The following is a 21,261-nucleotide window of genomic DNA, read 5'->3' on the forward strand; positions in this document are numbered from 1 at the left end:
TACAAACAAACCGCACAGCTTTGCATGGAGTTGCGCCTTAAAACCATTATAATACGAAAGTGTAGACGTGCAAAACCTAACTATAATTAAGGAGAGATTGACAATGAAACCGGTACAAATCGCGGTTATTGGAACGGGCTCTATCTCATCACTTCATTTGGAATCTTATAAGAACAACAAAAACGTAAATTTATATGCGGTTTGCGATTTGAACGAGGAACGGGCGAAGGCGGCTGCCGAAAAATACGGCGCAGAGAAAGTATATACGGATTACCGCGAGCTGCTCGCAAATTCGGAAATTGATGCAGTCAGCATCTGTACATGGAACAATACGCATGCGGAGATCAGCATTTCAGCTCTTGAAGCTGGCAAACATGTACTCGTTGAAAAACCGTTATGCCGTACGGTAGAGGAAGCGCTTCTTGTACAGGAGGCGGTTCGAAAATCGGGCAAGCTGCTGCAGGTTGGTTTCGTTCGCCGTTACGACACGAATGCACAATTGCTGCGCGCGATGGCTGACCGCGGCGAGTTCGGCGAGATTTATTTTGCCAAAGCTTCAACAATTAGACGTCTTGGGAATCCAGGCGGTTGGTTCTCAGACATTGAACGCTCCGGCGGCGGGCCGCTGATTGACATCGGTGTTCATGTCATCGATCTTTGCTGGTATATGATGGGACGGCCAAAGCCGGTTTCAGTTAGCGCAAATACTTACCACAAGTTGGGCAACCGGTCGAACGTGGAGCATTTGAGCTTTTATCAGGCGGCAGATTATGATGCGGAAAAAAATACGGTCGAGGATATGGCGAATGCCTTGATCCGCTTCGAGAACGGCGCTTCGCTGCTCGTTGATGTCAGCTTTACGCTGCATGCGAAATCGAATGAAGGCACGGTGAAGCTTTACGGCGAGAAAGGCGGCTTCGAGATCGATCCGGAGACTGTTATCGTAACAGAGCAAAATAATACGATTTTGAACGTGTATCCGCAAACGGATAGCAAAGGCTTCGAATTTAATGGTGCTTTCCAAAATGAAATCAATCATTTCATTGATTGCGTGACAAGCGGCGAGCAGCCGATCAGTCCCGTAGAGGATGGCGTTGAGATTATGAAAATATTGATCGGAATCTATGAATCGGCAGCGAAGGGAGCGGAAGTTCGACTATGAAGCTAGGCATCAGCACGTACAGCTTATATCAGGCGCTTAATTCCGGCGAAATGACGATTCTGGAAGTCATTGATTATATCGCTTCCCTTGGTGCGGAGCATGCGGAGATCGTACCGCTTGGCTTTAACCTTACCGAAAGTCCAGAGCTAATAGAAGCTATTAAGAAGCAAGCGCGCGAGAGCGGGATTGAGCTGTCCAACTATGCGGTCGGAGCCAATTTCTCCGGCTTGAACGAAGAGCAGTTCGAGCAGGAGCTTGAGCGGTTGAAAAAGGAAGTGGACATTGCGGCAGCGCTTGGCGTGAAGAAAATGCGCCATGACGTGGCTTCGTCTTCGGACCTGTCGATTTCACACTTTTTGCAGGAGCTTCCGAAGCTTGCAAAAGCATGCCAAGTTATCGCCGATTATGCGGCTCCGCTCGACATTACGACTAGTGTAGAAAACCACGGTTATTACATTCAGCATAGCGACCGGGTTCAGGCGCTTGTGGAAGTCGTGGACCGTCCGAATTTTAAAACGACGCTCGACGTCGGCAACTTCCTGTGCACGGATGAGAATCCGCAAGCGGCGGTAGCCAATAATATCAAATTTGCCTCGATGGTGCATATTAAGGATTTTTATTACCGTTCCTCCACGGACCAGCCTGGCGAGGGTTGGTTCAAATCCGCGGCGGGCAACTGGCTGCGCGGCTCTATCGTCGGGCATGGGGATATCGCCATACCGCAGGTGCTTCGCATCGTCAAAGAAAGCGGCTACGACGATTATATTTCAATCGAGTTTGAAGGCTTGGAGCATTGCAAGCTTGGAACGAGGCTTGGCTTTGAATTTGTGAAGCGGGTATGGAACGAACTATAGCAGAAGGAGCGTGGCGAAAATGGCATTGCCGATCATAACGAATAAAATTGGCGTAATCGTGGACAGCTTTCAGGTTGGGGTAAAAGAAGGCTTGCTCAAAGCGAAGCAAGTTGGCGCGGACGGTGTGCAAATGTACGCGGTGCATGGCGAGTTTGATCCGGCTAATCTCTCAGTAGCGGCAAGAAAAGAGTGGAAGGCCTACATCGCGTCATTGGGCCTTGAGATATCGGCATTGGTAGGCGATTTAGGCGGCCATGGCTTTCAGGATCCAGCGGAGAACCGCCAGAAGATCGATAAATCCAAGCGCATTATGGAGCTCGGCATGGAGCTAGGGACGAACATTATTACAACGCATATCGGCATTGTCCCAAGCGATAAGAACAGCCAGGTCTATGAGACGATGCATTCGGCCTGCGAGGAGCTTGCCCGTTTTGCCAATGACATGAATGCGTATTTCGCAATCGAAACGGGTCCGGAAACTTCCGCACAGCTGAAGTCGTTCCTCGACGGGCTTGGCACCAAAGGGGTAGCGGTCAACTTTGACCCTGCCAATATGGTCATGGTAACGGGTGATGATCCGGTGCAAGGGGTACACCTGCTTAAGGACTATATCGTGCATACCCATGCGAAGGATGGCTTGAAGCTGGCTGATATTGATCCCCGCGACGTCTATGGCTATTATGGCTACGAAAAAACGCTTGATCACGAGCAGATCGCAGCGATGGCTGAATCCGGCGAATCCTTCCGTGAGGTTCCGCTTGGCGAGGGCAGCGTGGATTGGCCGGCATACCTGCGTGCGCTGCAGGAAATCGGCTATAACGGTTATCTGACTATTGAACGCGAGGTTGGCACGAGCCCGGAGACGGATATCGGCAAAGCGGTTCAATTCCTCAAAGCTTACAAAGCTTAGCGTTATGGAGTTGTTTTAATATAAGGCTAGTAACTCATTGGTTCTGATGCTTTTTATTAGCTATTGATGAGGCGGTAAACTGATGCTCTATATCAGTGAGTTAAGAAGGCTGGTATTTGTTACACTCTATTAGTGAGGTATTAAAGCTGATATCTGATACTCTCTATTAGTGAGTTGAAAAGGCTAGTATTTGATACTTTCTATTAGTGAGGTATTAAAGCTGATATCTGATACTCTCTATTAGTGAGTTGAAAAGGCTAGTATTTGATACTTTCTATTAGTGAGTTAAGAAAGCCTGTATCTGATACTCTCTATTAGTGAATGGAGAAAACTAGCCATTGAAGAGATTGTCTCAACGTGGTATGCTCCCGCCACAGTAGCAAGGTTGTACTTGAAAACCTGCTGCTGCTGGCGGAGCATATCATTTGCAGTTTGTTTGCTGCGAGAGATGGTCTCTTCTTTTGTTGTTTAGCCGGGTTCTGGTGAATATCCATTCATTCGCTGCTAAATAGGTACGAAGGGACGATCCATTTCCAAAAAATAAATCTAGAAAGTAGATCTAAATCCCACTAACCCAGCACATACGTGCCCAACAGGCACCCATCCGCCCCGATAGGTCTACTTTTTAGATCTAAATCCTCAAAACTAACCAATTTCCTCCAAATAGATCTAAAAAGTAGATCTAAATCCCACCAACTCAGCAAATACGTGCCTAACTGGCTCCCATCCGCCCCGATAGGTCTACTTTTTAGATCTAAACCCTCAAAACTAACCAATTTCCACCAAATAGATCTAAAAAGTAGATCTAAATCCCGTCAACCCAGAAAATACGTGCCTAACTGGCTCCCATCCGCCTTGATAGATCTACTTTTTAGATCTAAATCCTCAAAACTAACCAATTTCCACCAAATAGATCTAAAAAGTAGATCTAAATCACACCAACTCAGCAAATACGTGCCCAACTGGCTCCCATCCGCCTACCGCATCAAATACCTCAGCAAATCCCGCCGCTATTGGAAGTGTTAAAAGGTGGAAGGGGTGTGGGTGTAAGTTAAGTTAGAATGCGGTTAGATCGTCGGCGGATTTGGGATAGATGATTCGTACAATGCGGTCACATATCATAGTCCGTTTCGCCCGAAGGGGGTGTTTTCTTTACATTTCTATAATAATTGAACATTCTCCCTATAGTTTACGCATAGTCAGTGACGGCGGGGCGGCCCATAATTATAGTTAGGAATGACAACATTCGACAAGGGGGACGAAAGGTTTGAAACATGCAAAACGAAAGTCTGCTTTACTGCTGATGTGCAGCCTGCTATTCGTGTTGACCGCATGCAGCGGAAACAATGGCAATGCAGAGCAGCCGACTACGGCCGTTAAGGAAGGTGGGGACTCAAAGAAACAGATTACCTTGACCTTCCAAAATCATTATCCCGATGCGACCGATGTGCAGCATAAGGTGATGAGACAAATTACGGATGATTACATGGCAGCTAACCCGAACATCAAGATCGAAGTCGATTCCCTGAATATCGACCAGCAAAAAATTAAACTAAAAACGCAAGCGGCATCCAACGATATGCCTGATATTACGGTTGTGAATGCAGCGGCGCAGATGGCGCCATTCGTCGAAGGCGGCAAGCTGGCGCCGCTCAATGATATTTTGGACCGCGACGGTCTAGGAGCAAGCTTTCATAGCGGAATTTTAGATTACTATACGTTCGACGATAAAGTGTACGCGCTGCCTGATGGCAATAACATTGCCGTCATTTATTACAACAAAGAATTGTTTGAGCAGGCAGGTGTAGCAATTCCAACGACCTTTGACGATTTGATCAAGGCCGCCGAGACGTTCAACGGCAAACAAATCATCCCGATGGTTGTTGGCGAGAAGGAAACATGGACCGGTTCTTACTTCTTCATGAATATCCTCCTTCGTCTGGCAGGCCCGGGCTACCTGAGCGAGGTTCAAGCGAAAACGAAGGATTTTATGGACCCAGCTTTTGTTCAATCGGTAGCGAAGTTCCGTGAGTTTATCGAAGCTAAGGGTTTCCAAGAAGGGGCAACATCCTACGACTACGATTCGGCGGAGAGCCTGTTCACATCCGGTAAAGCGGCGATGTATTTCATGGGCACTTGGGCGACTGGGGCCATGGATGACGCGGAAATTAAAGGTAAGGTCGGCGTGTTCCCTTTCCCTACGGTAGACGGTAAAGGCGATCTAGATGAGTATATGTTGGGTCCGGGCACAGGCTTCGCCTTGTCGGCGAACAGCGCGCATCTGGAGGAAGCGAAGGATTTCCTTCATTATTTTATGACGAATTATCCGAAGGTATCGTTTGAATTCAAAAACGCGGTTGGCGTGGCGCAAGTCGTGCAAGGAGATTTTGCACAGGCTGGGTATTCGCAGCTGGCGATTGACGTACTCGATATTTTCAAGAAGGTAAAAGGCGGAGATATTGCTTTCGATAACACGATGGACCCAAGTACGACACAGACGCATCTCAACAGCATTCAAAATCTGTTCGTATCCTCCATTCCACCGGAAGATACCGCTCGAGAGCATCAAAATGCATTTGCCACCAACAACCAGTAAACAAAATCAGTTAAAGCAAGGGAGAGGATAATTCGATGCACGCCGCCAAAATTTCAAAACTAACCCTTTCGGTTTTCGTTCTCCCTTGTCTGATTTTATATGTGGTGCTCGTCTTCGTACCGATTTCCGTCGCCGCCTATTATTCCCTGTTCCAGTGGAACGGCATCGGAGAGAAGCTATTTGTCGGCCTGTCCAACTATTCAACAATGCTGGCTCATGATCCTGTCTTTTGGCCATCGGTGTGGAGAACGATTATGTTTGCTTTCTTCTCCATGGCTGAGATTCCTATCGCCTTGCTCATTGCCGTGCTTCTGACCCGTTATGTGCGAAAGCCGAATTTCCTCGTTTCGAGTTACTTTCTACCGGTCATTCTCTCGGTGGTCGTAATCGGGCAGCTTTGGAAATCGATCTATAATCCGGCTTCGCTTGGCGGACTGCTGAACAATGCTCTTGATTTTGTAGGATTGGAATCGTGGACGAGAACGTGGCTTGCTGATCCTGAGGTATCGATTTTTGCTTTGTTCTTCGTATCGCTCTGGCAGTATCTGGGCTACCATATTCTGATTCAGTTTACCGGTATACAGAATATTTCGCAGGAGGTATACGAGGCAGCCAAAATCGACGGCGCAGACGGTTGGAAAGCTGATCGTTACATTACGTTCCCGCTCGTCGTTCCTGTCTTCAAAATCTCGATGGTTCTGGCCGTAATCGGCTCCTTGAAGGTATTCGACATGGTGATGGTGATGACCGCAGGCGGTCCGGCACATGCGACCGAGGTCATCTCGACCCACATGTACAATAAGACATTTGCGGCGCTCGAGTACGGGTACGGAAGTGCGATCTCCATCTTCCTAGTTATCGAATGTTTGCTGGCAACGGTGCTGCTCAATAAATTGTTCAAAAGCTCCGAGGATAGCATGCAGTAGCTGCACATGCACACGTACAGGAAGCAAGGGAAGGAATAACAGGCAATGAGGTGGACCGAATGAGAAAAATTGCGGTATGGATATTGTTTTCAGTTCTATTTGTATCACAGGTGTATCCGTTAGTATGGCTGCTGCTTTATTCATTCAAGACGAATAAGGAGATTATGTCGGGGCAATTCCTATCGCTGCCAGCCACGCTGCAGTGGGACAATTACTCCTCGGCCTATACCGCGGGACATTATTTGCAATATTTAACGAACAGCCTGATCGTGGTGAGCATTACGCTGCTGTTCACTCTAGTATTAAGCGCGATGGTGTCGTATGCCATTACCCGGTTCAATTGGAAGTGGGGCAAGGCGGTGATGCTGCTTTTCCTGATCGGCATCATGATTCCTATTCAATCGACGCTGCTGCCGCTGGTGGTCATTTTCAAAAATATCGGCATTCTGAATACGCATCTCTCGCTTATTCTGCCGTACATCGCCTTTGCAATTCCAATTGCGGTGTTTATACTATCTGGCTTCTTCCGGACGGTGCCTCGAGAAATTGAAGAGTCGGCGAGCATGGATGGGGCGTCGGTTTACCGCATTTTCTTTAACATTATGCTGCCGATTATTGCACCGCCGCTCATGACCGTGACGATTCTGACGTTTATTGACGTATGGAACGAGTATATTCTAGCATCGACCTTCATTTCTAAAATAAGCTTAAAAACGCTGCCTTTCGGGATTTACAGCTTCTTCAGCCAGTATTCAACGAATCATGGAGCCATAGGAGCCTATTTAATTATGGGTGCTATTCCAGTTATAACCATTTATTTCATACTATCTGAAAAAATAACGAAAGGAATGGTTGCAGGAGCGATAAAAGGCTGAAATATCGTGTTATAATTCGGACATTATTCATTATATTGCGACGAAAAAGGTGTTCAATAATGATGACAATGTTCAAATTTCGTTCATTCGGCACACGTTTATTTCTTTTATTCTCTGCATGTTCGTTCTGCCTGCTTATCGTTTTCTCGTTATCGTATTCGAAGCGCTCCACCGAGCAAATCAACAGCATGCTGGGCGACGCGGCTTACAAAAACGTGTCCCAAGCACGCGAGCATGTCGAGCTGCTCTTGAAGGGCTATGACAGCTTAAGCCGATCGATCGTTACCAACACCGATATTCAGCGCCTGCTTGGCAAGAAAGAGTCCAACTCAGCAGTTAGGGCAATTAACGAGCGGACCATTACAAACGCGCTGGGATCGATCTATTATTCTTGGGACGATGTTCTGGGCATCCACCTGTTTAATCTGGATAATGGCTTGTACAGCTATGGAAGCAGCACGCAAGTGATCGACCCGGACTTCGCCAGCCGGGCGTGGTATGAGCAGATTAAGCAATCGGCAGGGGAAACCGTATGGATCGGCATGAGGCAGCATTCGGTTATCGATCAGAACGAGCAGGGACCCGTATTCATTTTTGGAAGAAAGCTGACAGACTTGCACAAATCCCATTCGATTGGCATGGTGCTGATCGAGATTAAACCGAACGCGCTGCAAACGATTTTGAGCAATATGAATGTCACAGACCATACGATCTCGTTTCTTGCGGAGGCGGATAAGGTTATTGCCCATCTGGATGTTTCCTTGCTCCAGTCGAAACCAAGCTTCATGATGCCAATAATTGAGAACGCTACGTCCAGCCGCTTTGTTGCCAGTGATGATCAGATCGTTGTATCTAAGCTGAATACGAACAACTGGTATGCGGTAAGCGTGACGCCGATATCCGATTTGACGGTTGAGATTAATACCATTCAGCGGTTATTAACGGGTCTGACGATCGGGTTGCTTGTGGTATCGCTCGTATTCGCCTTGCTGGTCTCGGTTACGTTTACGGCGCCGCTCAAGCAATTAATGCGGCATATGAGACTGGTTGGCCAAGGGAGGTTTGAGGAGGCTCCGATTTTAAAATCGTTCAAGGAAACCGAGCTGCTGACCGAGGGCTTCAATCAGATGGTACGGCGCATCAACGAGCTGATAGAACGAAACAATCAGGTGTCTGAGAGCGAGAAAATCGCACAATTGAATGCGCTTCAATCCCAGGTAAATCCTCATTTTCTCTACAATACGCTCGATATGGTGTATTGGATGCTCGACGAGAAGGAGAATGAGTATTTAGGCAATGTCGTGTTAGCGTTATCGAGCATTTTCCGCTACAGCAGCGATTGGTCGAATGGCTCTTCAGCCACGCTGGGGGAAGAAATGGAGCAGATCAGGCGCTATGCGCTCATTACGCAGGCTCGTTTCGGAGATAAGCTGAAATTCGAATTCGAAGGCGAAGAGTATGGTCTAGATCTGACCCTACCGAAAATGACCCTGCAGCCGATCGTCGAGAACGCCGTCATACATGGCATTGGCCATGCGGGAAGCGGAGGGGTTGTCCGCATTGCGGTCGCTCGTATGGACCAGAACCTCGTTATAACCATCGAGGACAACGGGATCGGCATTGCCCCGGAGAAGGTCGCCATCATGAATGAGATGTTTGAAAATTCAGTACCTTTAAGCGGACGATCTGGCGTTGGCCTCGCAAATGTTCATCGTAGGCTTGCCTATCGCTTCGGGACAGCTTACGGACTTTCGGTTCGATCTGCTGTTGGCCAAGGCTCACAGGTGATGATTACCTTGCCATTTCAAGGGATTCGGCGTGCAGACAGGGAGGCGGCGTTATGAGGATTCTGATTGTGGATGACGAACCGACGATACGCAATGGGGTGAAGCGGACGATTGAGGCTGCCTTTCCGTCTGCCATTGTGCAAACGGCCGATTCCGGGGAAGCTGCGTTGCCTTGCCTGCCGGAGGTCGACATCGTATTCCTTGATGTGATGATGCCGGGAATGGGAGGACTTGAGCTGCTGCGAATTGGAAAAAAAGACTACGAGGACATTCGATGGATCGTCATCTCCGCGTATTCTGATTTTTCTTTCGCCCAACAGGCGCTTCGTTATGGAGCAAAAGATTATTTGCTGAAGCCGGTTGGCAAGCAGAAGGTCATTGAATTGCTGCTGGAGGCAGATGAGGCGATACGTGCCGAACGCTCACTCAAAGTGGAGCTCGAGCAGCTCGACCGCCATATCCACTATATTCGGGAAGCGGTGTTCCAGCGCTGGGCCTCGGGGCTTGATACGGGCCACTACGATATGACTCCGATTGCACGGGAATATGCAGGCAGCAGGCTGATTATGGTCAGCCTGCTGCCTGAGGAGGATACCCGCAGAAGGCATCTGCTTGCGGAGGAAGCGCTGACGGCTTGGATGGGAAGCAGCGGAAAAGGGTTTTGCGTCAGCTTCGGCCAGCGCTCGCTGCTCGGCGTGTTTCTCGCTTCCGCGTCGTTCCGGGACGAGAAAGGGGTAGCCAAGCTGCAAGCTGAGCTGAGTCAGGCATTAAACGGAGCGTTCCGGCTGCAGGTTTCACTGCCAGTGGCTGCTTTTGACGACATTCCTAAGCAGGTCACGCTCATGCAAGCACAAGCAGAAGAAACGGTAGAAAAGCTGAGCCTGCCTGAAGCGAACAACAATGTGATCGTTCAGACCGCGCTGAAATATATTCAGGACAATTACCAAAATAACTTGACGCTCGAGAAGGTCGCGGCCGCCGTATATTTGAATCCCGTGTATTTCAGCCATTTGTTTAAGCAAAGCAATGGGATGGGCTACAAGGAATATGTCATTCAGCTTCGGATCGAGCAGGCTAAGGAGCTGCTTAAGCATTCGACCTGCAAAATAACGGATATCGCGGAGCGGGTCGGCTACCAGGATATGCGGCATTTTACGCAGGTATTTCGGAAAGCGGTGTCCATGACCCCTAGTGAATATAGGCTTCAAGAAAGCAAAACAGGCTTTTGATCAATAGGATTTCAATAGAAAACAGGAGGGATCGTAGATGTTGAGAAAAATCGGCAAACCGGCACTTGTGCTCACAACAGCTTGTACGTTATTGTTCTCCGCCGCAGCATTCGCTGCAACAGACGGCAGCTCGAAGCACTGGGCTTCAGACACGCTTCAGGAATGGGTTTCGGAAGGGCTTCTAAAAGGGGATGCCACGGGTAATTTGAATGAAAACCAATCGATAACGAGAGCCGAATTCGTGGCTTTGGTCAATCGTGTATTCAATTACAGCGACACCTCCTCGCAAGTATTTGCGGATGTTGCCGCAACGAAGTGGTATGCGGACGAGTTTTCCAAAGCGTTTGCCGCCGGAATTGTGCAGGGTGACGCTTCGGGCCTAATGAAGCCAAATGCGAGCATTACGCGGGCGGAGGTCGCGGTCGTACTGGCGAATGCGTTCAAGCTGACTGCTCAAAATGCCAATACGTATAGCAGCTTCAGCGACGGACAAGCGGTTGCGGCATGGGCGCAGGATGCAGTTAGCGCTTTGCTGGAGAAAGAGTACGTACAAGGAAGAACGGGTAATCAATTTGCGCCTTCAGCGAAAATTACAAGGGCGGAAGCCGTAGTCATGATCGATAACGTGATGGGTTATCTGATTCATGCAGCGGGTACCTACAACCGCGATGCAAGCGGAAATGCGGTATTAAATGCAGGAGACATTTCGCTCAATCAATCGAAGGTTGCCGGGAATCTATATCTGACTTCGGGAATTGGAGAAGGCGATGCGACTTTGAAGGGAGTCACAATCAAAGGCAACCTATACGTGGAAGGCGGCGGCGTCAACAGTGTTACGCTTGATGGCACGTCGGTTGGTGGACAACTGGTCATCAACCGCAAGCAAGCACCGGTTAGAGTCGTCATCAGCGGGGAGAGCTCCTTGTCTAATCTTGTCTTCCAGCGCTCCGGCAAGCTAGTCATTGAATCGCCCAATACGGTTGATACAGTGACGGTGGCTCCTTCTGATTCCAAGGCTGTCATCACCATTACGGGAAAAATCAAGCGGCTCGTAATTGAAAGCGGAGCAGTGGTAGACCTGAGCAATGCGGAGATTGAGGTGCTGGAAGTCAAAGGCACCGGCGCAGGTGCGACCGTAACGGTAGACGCATCCTCACAAATCGGCAAAGCAACGCTAAGCGGTGCGGCCTCCATAAAAGGAACGGGCAAGGTGAACGAAGCCGAGATTCATGCTAGCGGCGTTACGATTGAACAAAGCGTTAGCACGGTTATCGTGAAGGATGGCCTGACGGCGACTGTGAATGGCAAAGAAGTGAAGGGAACAGCGAATAATACTGGGGGCAGCACGGGCGGCGGAAACTCGGGCACGTCGCCTACACCTGGAGTTACGCCAACGCCAACTCCGACAGCAACACCAGTTCCAACGGCAACAACGGAGCCAACACCAACAACTGAACCGACGGCCACTCCAGTTCCAACGCCAACACCGGATCCTGTAGGTAGCGTGAAATACTTTAGCTTTACTGATCAAAAAGTGCCTGTGAAGCTTAGAGACTATCATCTCGTGCTGATCGGCGAAAAAACGCTTGATTACACGATGACCTTGCAGCCATCGATTTTTCCAGTCAGCGATGACCATATCGTCGCTTCCGTATTGGATACGGATGGTAAGGTATGGGTAGCTTCGGCCAATGAGCTGACTAGGTTCAACATCTATGAGCAGGATGCAGGCAAAGCCGAGGTTTTCCATCAGGATGAGCATTTCAAGGGCGAAATTCAAGCGCTGCTTGTGGAAGGCGATGTCATATGGGTACTGACCAATGATTCCGTATCTCAAATCAAATATAAATCGTCCATAAAATAACGAGGAGGGCTCACGATGAAAAGATGGACTAAGTCAATGGTATCGGCCGTTATTGGCGCCAGTGTATTCGCTTCGATTCCGCTCAGTGCTTTTGCTGCCACGGCAGCCTTGCCAAGCGCTAAATTTGCTCCCGTCGCGTTAGAGGAGCGGGCTCAGAAAGACATGAAGTATTACAGCGCTTCGGAATTCTCGGCGCTAGCTCACAAAGATAAAATCCTAGCCGGATTTGCAGCATCCTTGGTGATACCTAGCGATTTGCAGGTGCTTAAAGTGATCGGTGAGGAGCAATTAACCGCATTTGTGCAGGATGGCGAAACCCTTTGGATTGGAACGAAAAGCGGAGTTACGCGCATGAATTTCAGCGAAACGGATACGCGTGATTACGTGCAATATTTATCAGGCCCTCGCTACCTTTACAATGGCGATGACGTTGTAACCGGGCTTTACAGTGACGGCAGCAATGGCGTCTGGATCCAGAATGCCAAGGGCGTTGTCCATTTGGCTATGGAAAATAAGACATTGAAGGAAAAAGCGGATATTCAGGAAGACATCATGAAGACGGTCAATGACCGTAACGGAATGATTCCAGATCAATATTATTCAATTGTAAATGGACAATATGTAGGCAAGCCGAGAACGAATGATAATGACGGCTTATGGACAGCGGCATATGCCATTGGCGAGATTTTCCGTTACCAGACAGCATTGCGCGAAGGAAACGAGCAAGAGCGCGTGGAGGCTAAAGCTGCGGCAACACGAGCAACGAAGGCGGTGCTGCTGCTGAATCAAATTTCGGGCCGCGCGGACGGGTTCCCGACGCGTTCCTACATCGTGAAGGGTCAGGAGCAGCGCAGCGGCTTATGGTTCGAAGTGAAGGAAGCCGGAGCAGGCGGTTACGCGCTTGCGGTGAAATCACGCGAGGCTGTTGGCGATAAAGGTGCTGAAAACTTCCGTATTACCGATCCGGACTTAATCCTTGAAGCGAAGCAGGCATACGAGGCGATGACCGGAAGAACATATGATGTGGATTGGGGCACGAAAAATTACTACGGTCCGAATTGGATTTATCCTGTCGTATTCGATACGAAGGTGTCTGGGCCGCGCAATGTCGGTTATTTGGAGCCCGGCGTCGCCTGGCGCTTGAAGTCCGATATCAATGAGGATCTTGATCCGATGCTGGCGGCGTTGTACCGCGACATGGGCATTTCGGATACGGACATCATTTATAAAGCCGATACATCAGCAGATGAAGTGCTGGCTCATTTCAGTCTCTTCTATTATGCAGACCGCTATTTATTCGATGGGGCTTCTGATGAGGATGCTCACTTGAAAGAGCTTACGGTCCAATTCGCAGACCGAATGATGAACCATATTCTTACGAATGATTTTAGAATTATCGATGCGCATGGCAATTCCACGACGTGGTCCAAGTGGTTTGCTTCCTATTTTCTAAAAGACGATCCGGAAAATCCGGGGGAGTTTGCTTATGGCTATGAAGACGGGCCGCTGAACGCGATTGAAATTATGAGCTTTTTGAAAACGACGATGTATTTAACGAAGGGCAAAGCGGATTACAGCGAGCACTATGCGCAGTATGAGCAAGCCTACAATGATCTTTGGGACTACAGCTACGACGGCACGGAAAACGGCAAAGGCTATATCCGCTTCGCCAAAGAGCATTTGCAGCGGAGGCTGGATATCGTTCCTCGCGATTATATGGAGTTTGACGATTACAGCTCTGATCCGGCAAGGATCGAAGACATCGTTGCCCGTCAGGACGTGACGTTGTCGGTCAACTACTCCGATGAGCATTTGTTTACGATTTCGTTCATGCCATTGATCGAATTGGAGCTGGAAGAGGACCCAGGCTCCAGCCGGGTGAAGGATTTACGGGAAATTTTGGACCAATGGTGGGTAAATATGAGCCGCGAGCTCAATCCGCTGTACACCTTCGTCTATCAATTCTCTAATCAAGATAACACGGATGTCGACCTGGAATCGGCGGTATGGATGATGTACCGCTCGCCGCAAATTCGCATTGAGCTGCCTGTTATGAATTCAACCCGCAAAGATGTGCTGCATCTAGATGATTACAGCGCAAGGGATGAAGAGGAACTGCTGCTTAACCGCGTGCTTCCGCCGGATGAGAACAAAATATACAAATACAACAAAAATCCGTTCGTTGCGGATGAGAATGTTAGCAACGGCGTATATGGTGGCGTGAATTACAACGATGGATATATGAGCAATTCAACGGCCTTTACGCTTCCTTACTGGATGGGCCGTTATTACGGAATGATCGAAGGCGAATAAGGGTTTCGGTAACCTGGCCTGGGCGCTGTCGGTCGTCATGACTGATTAGCCGTCCAGGCTTTCTTATTACCTTGAACCGGCTGCTTCTGCCACACAGCAGGACTGCTGCCGAACGCGCTTGCGGCTATGAGGAAAGAGGAGATTGTTATGGCTATCGTAATGGGGGTTGACGGCGGCGGCAGCAAAACGTATGCCGTCATCGTAAATGATCAAGGCATCAAGCTGGGAGCCGGGGTTGCAGGCTGCGGCAATCATCAGCGGATTGGCATAGATGCGGCCTTAGGCCATATCAAACAGGCGATTGACCTAGCGCTGGAAAAGGCGGAACTCCGCATAGAGCAGATTGATTTTGTACAATACGGACTTGCTGGAGCCGATCGGGCTATCGACTTTTCTCTTTTATTGCCTGCACTGGCCACGATCCCGTTCAAAAGCTGGGATGTTGTCTGCGATACGATGATCGGCTTGCGGACGGGCAGCAGGAGCCATACCGGTGTCGTACTCGTTTGCGGCAGCGGGACGAATGCGGCCGGTCGAAACAGCGAGGGGGAGATCGTCCAGGTAGGTGGCTTTGGCGAACTGTTCGGTGACCGGGCAGGCGGGGAATATTTGGCCGCGCTGACTTTTCAGGCTGCCGTTCGCTCATGGGAAGGCCGGGAAGCGGCTAGCAAGCTGACTGATCACGTAGCTGCCTACTTTGGCGATGACCATCTGGGTACTACCATTGAGCGGCTGCTCGACGAGGATATTTCCTCCGTACCGGAAGCACTTACGATCGTATTGCATGAAGCGGCCGCTAAGGGGGATACGCTCGCTATCAGGCTATTGAAAGATACGGGAAGAGAGCTTGGACTGGCAGCAAGCGCCGTTATCCGCAAGTTGGGCGGGCACCAAGCTAGGCCTATTCCGATCGTGCTGATTGGCAGCGTGCTGCAAAAGGGGCGCAGCTCCCACTTGATGAACGAGCTGCAGGCGATGCTGCGGTCGGAGAACAACGATGACCAGCTTGTCATTCCAGAAATGGCGCCTGTGTATGGCGCGGTACTGCTTGCACTGGAGCGAGCGGGTATTTATGAGACGGAAGCGCTCGAACCTATTTTTGTACAATATGGAGGCTATCAAGAATGAAACATAAAGATTTGAAGGTCGCGGTTATTGGCGGAGGCTCTTCGTATACGCCGGAGCTTATGGAAGGGTTTATTAAAAACTATGATCAATTTCCGATTAAACAGCTTTATCTTGTTGATGTGGAGGCAGGCGCCGAGAAATTGCGTATTATCGGCGAGCTTGCGAAACGGATGTTCGAGAAGGCGGGGCTTGCGGTCGATATTCGCGTGACTCTCGACCGGCGTGAAGCGATTAAGGATGCTGATTTCATTAGCACACAAATCCGCGTAGGGCAATTGGCGGCGCGCTCACTCGATGAGCGCATTCCTGCCGAGCTCGGAATGATTGGGCAAGAGACGACCGGCGCGGGAGGTTTTGCTAAAGCGCTGCGCACCATTCCGGTCATTCTTGATATTTGCCGCGACATCCGTGAGCTTGCGCCGGATGCCTTTCTGATTAACTTTACCAATCCAGCAGGAATCGTTACGGAAGCGGTGCTGAAATACGGAGGCGTAAAGACGATTGGCTTGTGCAATTTGCCCATTGGACTCCGCAATCAGATTGCGGAGCTGTGTGAGGTTCCCGTGTCCGAAGTCCAGTTGGAATGGGTGGGCATCAATCATTTGAACTGGACCACCCGCATTATCGTGCGGGGCAGAGATATTACGGAGCAATTTCTGCGTGAGATGGCAGGCGCGGGTGGAATGACCATGAAAAATATACCCGATCTGGACTGGGATCCGCAGTTTTTGCAATCGCTAGGGGCCTTGCCATGCGCCTATCATCGTTACTATTATTTGCGCGATGAGATGCTGGAAGAGCAGTTTGCGGCGATACAGTCCGGTGGAACGAGAGCGGAAACGGTCATGCGGCTGGAAGACGAGCTGTTCAAGCTGTACCAAGACCCTCAGCTTGCGATTAAGCCTCCCCAATTGGAGCAGCGGGGCGGAGCTTTCTATTCCGAGGTAGCGGTTAATCTGATGACGGCAATCTATAACAATAAAGGCGATGTCCAGACGGTTAATGTGCGCAATAATGGCATTATTGCCTGCCTGCCGGATGATGCCAGTGTAGAGGTCAATGCGATTATCGATGCTGAAGGAGCGCATCCAATCGCGTTATCCGAGCAGCCGGGACCACAAATTCGCGGACTGCTGCAGGTCGTGAAGGCCTACGAGGAGCTAACGGTCGAAGCAGCTGTTCACGGCGACTATGACAAAGCTCTGCAGGCGCTTTGCATACACCCGCTCATAGGCTCGGTGGCGGCAGCGAAGCAGGTGCTTGACCAATTGCTTGCGGCACATCAGCGTTATTTGCCACAATTTGCGCTGTAGAGGATCAGAGGTGCAAGGAAGAAATAGGGTTGTCGAAAGCTAGCATTGCTGAAGATAGTCTGAGGAAGAAATAGAGTGGGCAAATGGAGAAGTGATGGCGAAGTATAGCGAGGCAGTTGCCTTGATATGAAGAGGTTATTTAGAAGAAATGGCACAGTGCTGTCCACAACTTGAAGAAACCCTAGGTAAGAAATGGCGCAGTGCTGGCCACAACTTGACGAAACCCTAGGGAAGTAATGGTGTAGTGCTGGCCATAACTTGACGAAACCCTAGGGAAGTAATGGTGTAGTGATAGCCGCATCTTGAAGAAGAAATAGAGAAGACGTATGCACAAAGACTGTTTCTTGTAAAATTGCGGGAGAAGCTTTGTTGAAGCTAAGCATACGGAGTGTGGAAGGGGACTTATGCAGTACAGGTCAAAATGATTAGATAATTGACATGCAACAGCCGCTATCCTGCACTTTTGTAGGATAGCGGCTGTTTTGCTCCGTCAGGCGGGATCTATGTTGTAGTTTTACAATATAGGCTCTGATAAACGCTCACTAAGGTGTCGAAGCAGGCCTTTTTAGTGCAAATATACAGGATAGAAGCCGCAGAAGGGTCTCTATGTATAAAGTTAATGCAGGCGTACAGGATAGCCATCATACATAACACGCAGTATTATAGCCAACACGGCCAACTAACTATTATGGCACACAGCATCCAAGCCAGACAACAAACCCAGCAAACCCAGCAAACCCAGCAAACATAACACTATAGCCAATACAGCTAACATAGCATTAACTGCAGAAAAAGCTGTGTTGAAGTTAAGCATACGGACTGTAGAAAAGGGACATATGCAGTACATGTCAAAATGTTTGATAATTAACACGGAACAGCCGTTATCTTGCACTTTTGCAGGATAGCGGCTGCTTTGCTCCGTCGGGCTAGATTTATGTTGTAGTTTTACAATATAGGCTCTGATAATCGTTCACTAGGGCGTGGAATCAGCCCTTTTTAGTGCAGATATACAGGATAGCATCCAAAGAAGAGTCTAAAAGTATAAAGTTAATGCAGGCGTACAGGATAGCCATCATACATAACACGCAGTATTATAGCCAACACGGCCAACTTAACCATCATTGCACCCAGCATTATAGCCAACACGGCCAACTTAACCATCATTGCACACAGCATTATAGCCAACACGGCCAACTAACCATCATGGTAGACAGCATTATAGCCAACACGGCCAACTAACCATCATGGTAAACAGCATTATAGCCAACACGGCCAACTAACTATCATGGCACACAGCAAACTAGCATCCAAGTCACACAGTAAACCCCGCATAATAGTCAATACAGTTAATTAGCTATCGTATCTACACAGCAAACTAGCAATCACAGCAACCATAAGTCAACAGTTTGCTTTACTTAAAGGTTATTCTCCGCGTATCCGGAACTTCACAATTATAAATTAACTTGCTATAGAAGATGACTGAGCATTGAGGTGTGCCTCCCCCCATCCTAACGCTCGCAACTGAATTGCGATTGTCTCTAGGGCTGGCATACTTAAACTTTCACCACAAACTCACGATTTGTTTTACATGCTGGCGTTTCCTAAACTTACGCTACAGCCTCAGGCAGCTCAAGCTCATAGCCTTTGTGCACAAGGTATCTTTGCAATCCTTTGCAGTGTCGCAGCGTTTCTCTGGCGAGTGCAATGGCTTCGCTTCGGTTGCCCGACTTTAGCTCAATCTCACAGAGTAGGGCATATCTCATCCATGGCTTGGCCATTTGAGCCGCTGAGGCCCGTGCCTGTTCAAGCTTGCCCTCCTCAATTTGAACATATGCTTCGTAATATTGACGGTACTGAATCGGCCGGATATGGGGGATTTCATTTTTTAATGTAGAAATATTCTTGTGATATACACCATGGACCACCTTATACAGGGCTTGTCTTGCTGGCTGCTTGTATTTCCTCAGCAACTGATCGATCACGCGCTCAAACTCCTCATCTTGCCTGTTCGCACTCACATAAAATAAGTACAAGGCAGGCTTTCTTCGCTGTCTGATTAAAAACTTTTCAAGACGGTCCATATTCGTCTCTCGAAACAACATATAACAGTAAGGAACACCAAGAAAAAGCACGGCAATTAGAAAACCGTTGCCGAAAATATAAGGGAGCGTTACATTCAGGGAAGCTAGAATGGCAGAGATAATAAAAATAAATAGATAGACCAAAAAAATGCGAATGAACGGACGGATATGCGATCTCTCCTTTGTTATGAAGCTGCCATATGCAGCAAGTGTTTTGAGTTTGGTGGCAAGGAGGCAAGGCCTTGAATCAAGCTGTGTTCCAATTTATAGTATTATATCACAGGATATGCGAGAGGAAGCCTCTCTTTTTTTGCAACGAAGGATATCATTCCGCCTGAGTCCAACCAACGCTACAAAACCGATGAAAGGATAGATTAAAGCTGTCGAATCTTGTAAAATGGTGCTAAGTAATGTTTTGTGACATGGGAAGGGGGGATAAGGTTGAATCGCTTATTGACGAGGATGGTTTTGTTTTTCTCAAGTCTTATTTTACTTGCGGGCGCTGTGCTTGGATTTACCATTTATCGTTCTTCCACGGGCTTGGTGGAGGACTCATTGGGAGCACAGGCACAGCTTGTGGCGGAAAATGCAGCCAAACTAATTGATCTTGAGGCGTATGCCGAGATTAGCGTCGAAGCAGGGGAGAACGAGTATTATACAAGCCTGCGCACCCAGCTAAACGAGCTTCGCGAAATGAATGGTTTGAAATATTTATATACGCTGGCAAAGAAAGAGGAAGGCGGGCAAGCCGTTTATTATTATGTCGTCGATGGAGCACCTCTGGATACAGAGACTGAGGGTTTTTCGGCGCTTGGAGACCCAGAGGAAAATGACTATCCACGCATGATTCAAGCTTTTGCCGAAGGCACTCCGCAAGTAGGGGATTTGTCGGATGATCCGGAATACGGTGCAACGATTACCGCCTATGTTCCGCTCAAAAGCAAAGATGGCGAGCTGATTGGCGTTGTTGGTGCAGATTTTGATGCATCCGGTGTGTTTAAGCTTATGAAGGACAATCAAAAGGCCACGCTTTATGTAACTCTTGGCATTATTGCGGCGGGGATTATTCTGGTTTATTTGATGGCGAGCTACTTGACACGGCCATTAAACAAGCTGACCACGCAAGTAGCTAGGGTGCGGGAAGGGGATATGACGGTCGCAATCCAAGCCGGCCGAAAGGACGAGATCGGCCATTTGGCCAATACGTTTGACCAATTGGTCTCAAACACGCGATCAGTTATCCGCAGCATGCGGGATAATTCCGAGCGGCTGCTCCATACCTCGGAGGGCGTTTCGAATCATGCCCGTACCACAACAGAAGCGAGTCGCAGGATTGCGGCAAGCATTCAGGATGCGTCCGGAGGGGCTAATATACAGGTCATAAGGGCAGCCGACATGACGAAGGCAGTGGAAGGCATGACGCATAGCATGCTTCGCATCACGGAATCGGCTACAATCGTGTCTCATGTCGCGCAGGAGACGATGGAGGAAAGCGAGCGGGGCAACGGCCTGATTGTCCATGCGATGACGGAGATGCAGGCGATTCACGAGACAGCGGAGCACATGCTGGCAGCAACAAGAAGACTCGAGGGCCGTTCAGGTGAAATCGGCGCGATTACGAACGTCATGGCTGGCATTGCGAAGCAGACGAATTTGCTTGCGTTAAATGCTGCCATCGAAGCCTCCCATGCGGGCGAGCATGGCAAGGGCTTTGCGGTTGTGGCCGATGAAGTGCGTAAGCTCGCTACACAGTCGCAAGATTCTGCCAAGCAGATTGGCGAGTTAATTGCCGCGATCTTGGAGCAAACAGCGCAGCTGTCTTCGAACATGGAGCTAAGCGCGACGAAGGTGGAATCAGGACTTCATCTTGTGAAGGATGCAGGGGCTTCGTTTCAAGTGATTGTATCGGGACTGGAGCAGGTGAACGTGCAATTGCAGGAGGTATCAGCAGCATCGGAAGAGGTATCTTCCGAATCGGAGGAGGTCGCAGCCTCGGTCGAGGAGATGGAGCGAATTTCGCGCCAGGCGGCGCAGCATTTTGAAGGGATCGTATCCAACTCAGGCGCCCAGATTGCAGCGATGGACGAGGTGAGCGGCTCCGCGGAGCAAATCCGCACCATGTCCAACGAGCTTACTTCATTGAACAAGCGTTTTATTGTGTAATCGAAAATGATTATTCACGAATTTCATGATTGAATTCAGTGTAAAGGTATAGGAATAAAG

General features: G+C 49.0%; 14 protein-coding genes. 13 read left to right on the forward strand and 1 reads right to left on the reverse strand.

What is annotated here, in order from left to right:
- Positions 1–103: 103 nt before the first annotated feature.
- The 12 genes from E0496_RS18885 to E0496_RS18940 all read left to right on the forward strand — a co-directional run bounded on the left by E0496_RS18885 (position 104) and on the right by E0496_RS18940 (position 16,957).
- Positions 104–1,162, forward strand: a complete 1,059-nt coding sequence (locus tag E0496_RS18885; RefSeq protein ID WP_141503418.1) for a Gfo/Idh/MocA family protein — start codon at positions 104–106, stop codon at positions 1,160–1,162.
- The gene (locus tag E0496_RS18890) at positions 1,159–2,016 is read left to right on the forward strand and encodes a sugar phosphate isomerase/epimerase family protein (protein ID WP_141503419.1); all 858 of its coding nucleotides are present in this window, start codon (positions 1,159–1,161) and stop codon (positions 2,014–2,016) included. The genes E0496_RS18885 and E0496_RS18890 overlap by 4 nt, the downstream gene beginning before the upstream one ends.
- 19 nt (positions 2,017–2,035) lie before the next feature.
- Positions 2,036–2,926 (forward strand): sugar phosphate isomerase/epimerase family protein, encoded by an 891-nt coding sequence (locus tag E0496_RS18895; RefSeq protein ID WP_141503420.1) that lies wholly within the window; start codon positions 2,036–2,038, stop codon positions 2,924–2,926.
- A gap of 1,267 nt (positions 2,927–4,193) precedes the next feature.
- Entirely contained in the window at positions 4,194–5,522 is a 1,329-nt protein-coding gene (locus tag E0496_RS18900) for an extracellular solute-binding protein (RefSeq protein ID WP_241674883.1), read from the forward strand.
- Positions 5,523–5,557: 35 nt separating this feature from the next.
- Positions 5,558–6,448, forward strand: coding sequence for a carbohydrate ABC transporter permease (locus tag E0496_RS18905; protein ID WP_139993136.1), 891 nt, complete (start codon positions 5,558–5,560; stop codon positions 6,446–6,448).
- 59 nt (positions 6,449–6,507) lie between these two features.
- Positions 6,508–7,323 (forward strand): carbohydrate ABC transporter permease, encoded by an 816-nt coding sequence (locus E0496_RS18910; RefSeq protein ID WP_175598084.1) that lies wholly within the window; start codon positions 6,508–6,510, stop codon positions 7,321–7,323.
- Between the two features lie 62 nt (positions 7,324–7,385).
- Positions 7,386–9,167 carry a cache domain-containing sensor histidine kinase gene (locus tag E0496_RS18915; protein ID WP_206669814.1) on the forward strand — a complete coding sequence of 594 codons (1,782 nt, stop codon included), beginning with the start codon at positions 7,386–7,388 and terminating at the stop codon, positions 9,165–9,167.
- A complete protein-coding gene (locus E0496_RS18920) occupies positions 9,164–10,339 on the forward strand; it encodes a response regulator transcription factor (protein WP_141503423.1) in 1,176 nt (391 codons plus the stop codon). Before E0496_RS18915 ends, E0496_RS18920 begins: the two co-directional genes overlap by 4 nt.
- A gap of 37 nt (positions 10,340–10,376) precedes the next feature.
- On the forward strand, positions 10,377–12,203 hold the full coding sequence (locus E0496_RS18925) for an S-layer homology domain-containing protein (RefSeq protein ID WP_141503424.1): 1,827 nt from the start codon (positions 10,377–10,379) through the stop codon (positions 12,201–12,203).
- 15 nt (positions 12,204–12,218) lie between these two features.
- Complete coding sequence (locus E0496_RS18930) at positions 12,219–14,516, forward strand: hypothetical protein (RefSeq protein ID WP_141503425.1); 2,298 nt, start codon at positions 12,219–12,221, stop codon at positions 14,514–14,516.
- Positions 14,517–14,663: 147 nt separating this feature from the next.
- Positions 14,664–15,644 carry an N-acetylglucosamine kinase gene (locus E0496_RS18935; protein ID WP_141503426.1) on the forward strand — a complete coding sequence of 327 codons (981 nt, stop codon included), beginning with the start codon at positions 14,664–14,666 and terminating at the stop codon, positions 15,642–15,644.
- Entirely contained in the window at positions 15,641–16,957 is a 1,317-nt protein-coding gene (locus E0496_RS18940; protein WP_141503427.1) for a 6-phospho-beta-glucosidase, read from the forward strand. Before E0496_RS18935 ends, E0496_RS18940 begins: the two co-directional genes overlap by 4 nt.
- Before the next feature lie 1,607 nt (positions 16,958–18,564).
- Here the strand turns inward: E0496_RS18940 and E0496_RS18945 are convergent.
- Positions 18,565–19,182: a hypothetical protein gene (locus E0496_RS18945; RefSeq protein WP_206669815.1), complete on the reverse strand. Its 618-nt coding sequence runs from the start codon at positions 19,180–19,182 to the stop codon at positions 18,565–18,567.
- Between the two features lie 297 nt (positions 19,183–19,479).
- Between E0496_RS18945 and E0496_RS18950 the strand changes: the two genes are divergently transcribed.
- The gene (locus E0496_RS18950) at positions 19,480–21,201 is read left to right on the forward strand and encodes a methyl-accepting chemotaxis protein (RefSeq protein ID WP_141503429.1); all 1,722 of its coding nucleotides are present in this window, start codon (positions 19,480–19,482) and stop codon (positions 21,199–21,201) included.
- Positions 21,202–21,261 lie beyond the last annotated feature (60 nt).

Source organism: Paenibacillus luteus, from assembly GCF_006542765.1.
Taxonomy (GTDB): Bacteria; Bacillota; Bacilli; order Paenibacillales; family Paenibacillaceae; genus Pristimantibacillus; species Pristimantibacillus luteus.

Coding starts and splice junctions, on each gene's coding strand:
- E0496_RS18920 (WP_141503423.1), top strand. CDS start 9,164: ATGAGGATTCTGATTGTGGATGACGAACCGACGATACGCAATGGGGTG.
- E0496_RS18915 (WP_206669814.1), top strand. CDS start 7,386: ATGACAATGTTCAAATTTCGTTCATTCGGCACACGTTTATTTCTTTTA.
- E0496_RS18885 (WP_141503418.1), top strand. CDS start 104: ATGAAACCGGTACAAATCGCGGTTATTGGAACGGGCTCTATCTCATCA.
- E0496_RS18895 (WP_141503420.1), top strand. CDS start 2,036: ATGGCATTGCCGATCATAACGAATAAAATTGGCGTAATCGTGGACAGC.
- E0496_RS18940 (WP_141503427.1), top strand. CDS start 15,641: ATGAAACATAAAGATTTGAAGGTCGCGGTTATTGGCGGAGGCTCTTCG.
- E0496_RS18890 (WP_141503419.1), top strand. CDS start 1,159: ATGAAGCTAGGCATCAGCACGTACAGCTTATATCAGGCGCTTAATTCC.
- E0496_RS18910 (WP_175598084.1), top strand. CDS start 6,508: ATGAGAAAAATTGCGGTATGGATATTGTTTTCAGTTCTATTTGTATCA.
- E0496_RS18925 (WP_141503424.1), top strand. CDS start 10,377: ATGTTGAGAAAAATCGGCAAACCGGCACTTGTGCTCACAACAGCTTGT.
- E0496_RS18905 (WP_139993136.1), top strand. CDS start 5,558: ATGCACGCCGCCAAAATTTCAAAACTAACCCTTTCGGTTTTCGTTCTC.
- E0496_RS18935 (WP_141503426.1), top strand. CDS start 14,664: ATGGCTATCGTAATGGGGGTTGACGGCGGCGGCAGCAAAACGTATGCC.
- E0496_RS18930 (WP_141503425.1), top strand. CDS start 12,219: ATGAAAAGATGGACTAAGTCAATGGTATCGGCCGTTATTGGCGCCAGT.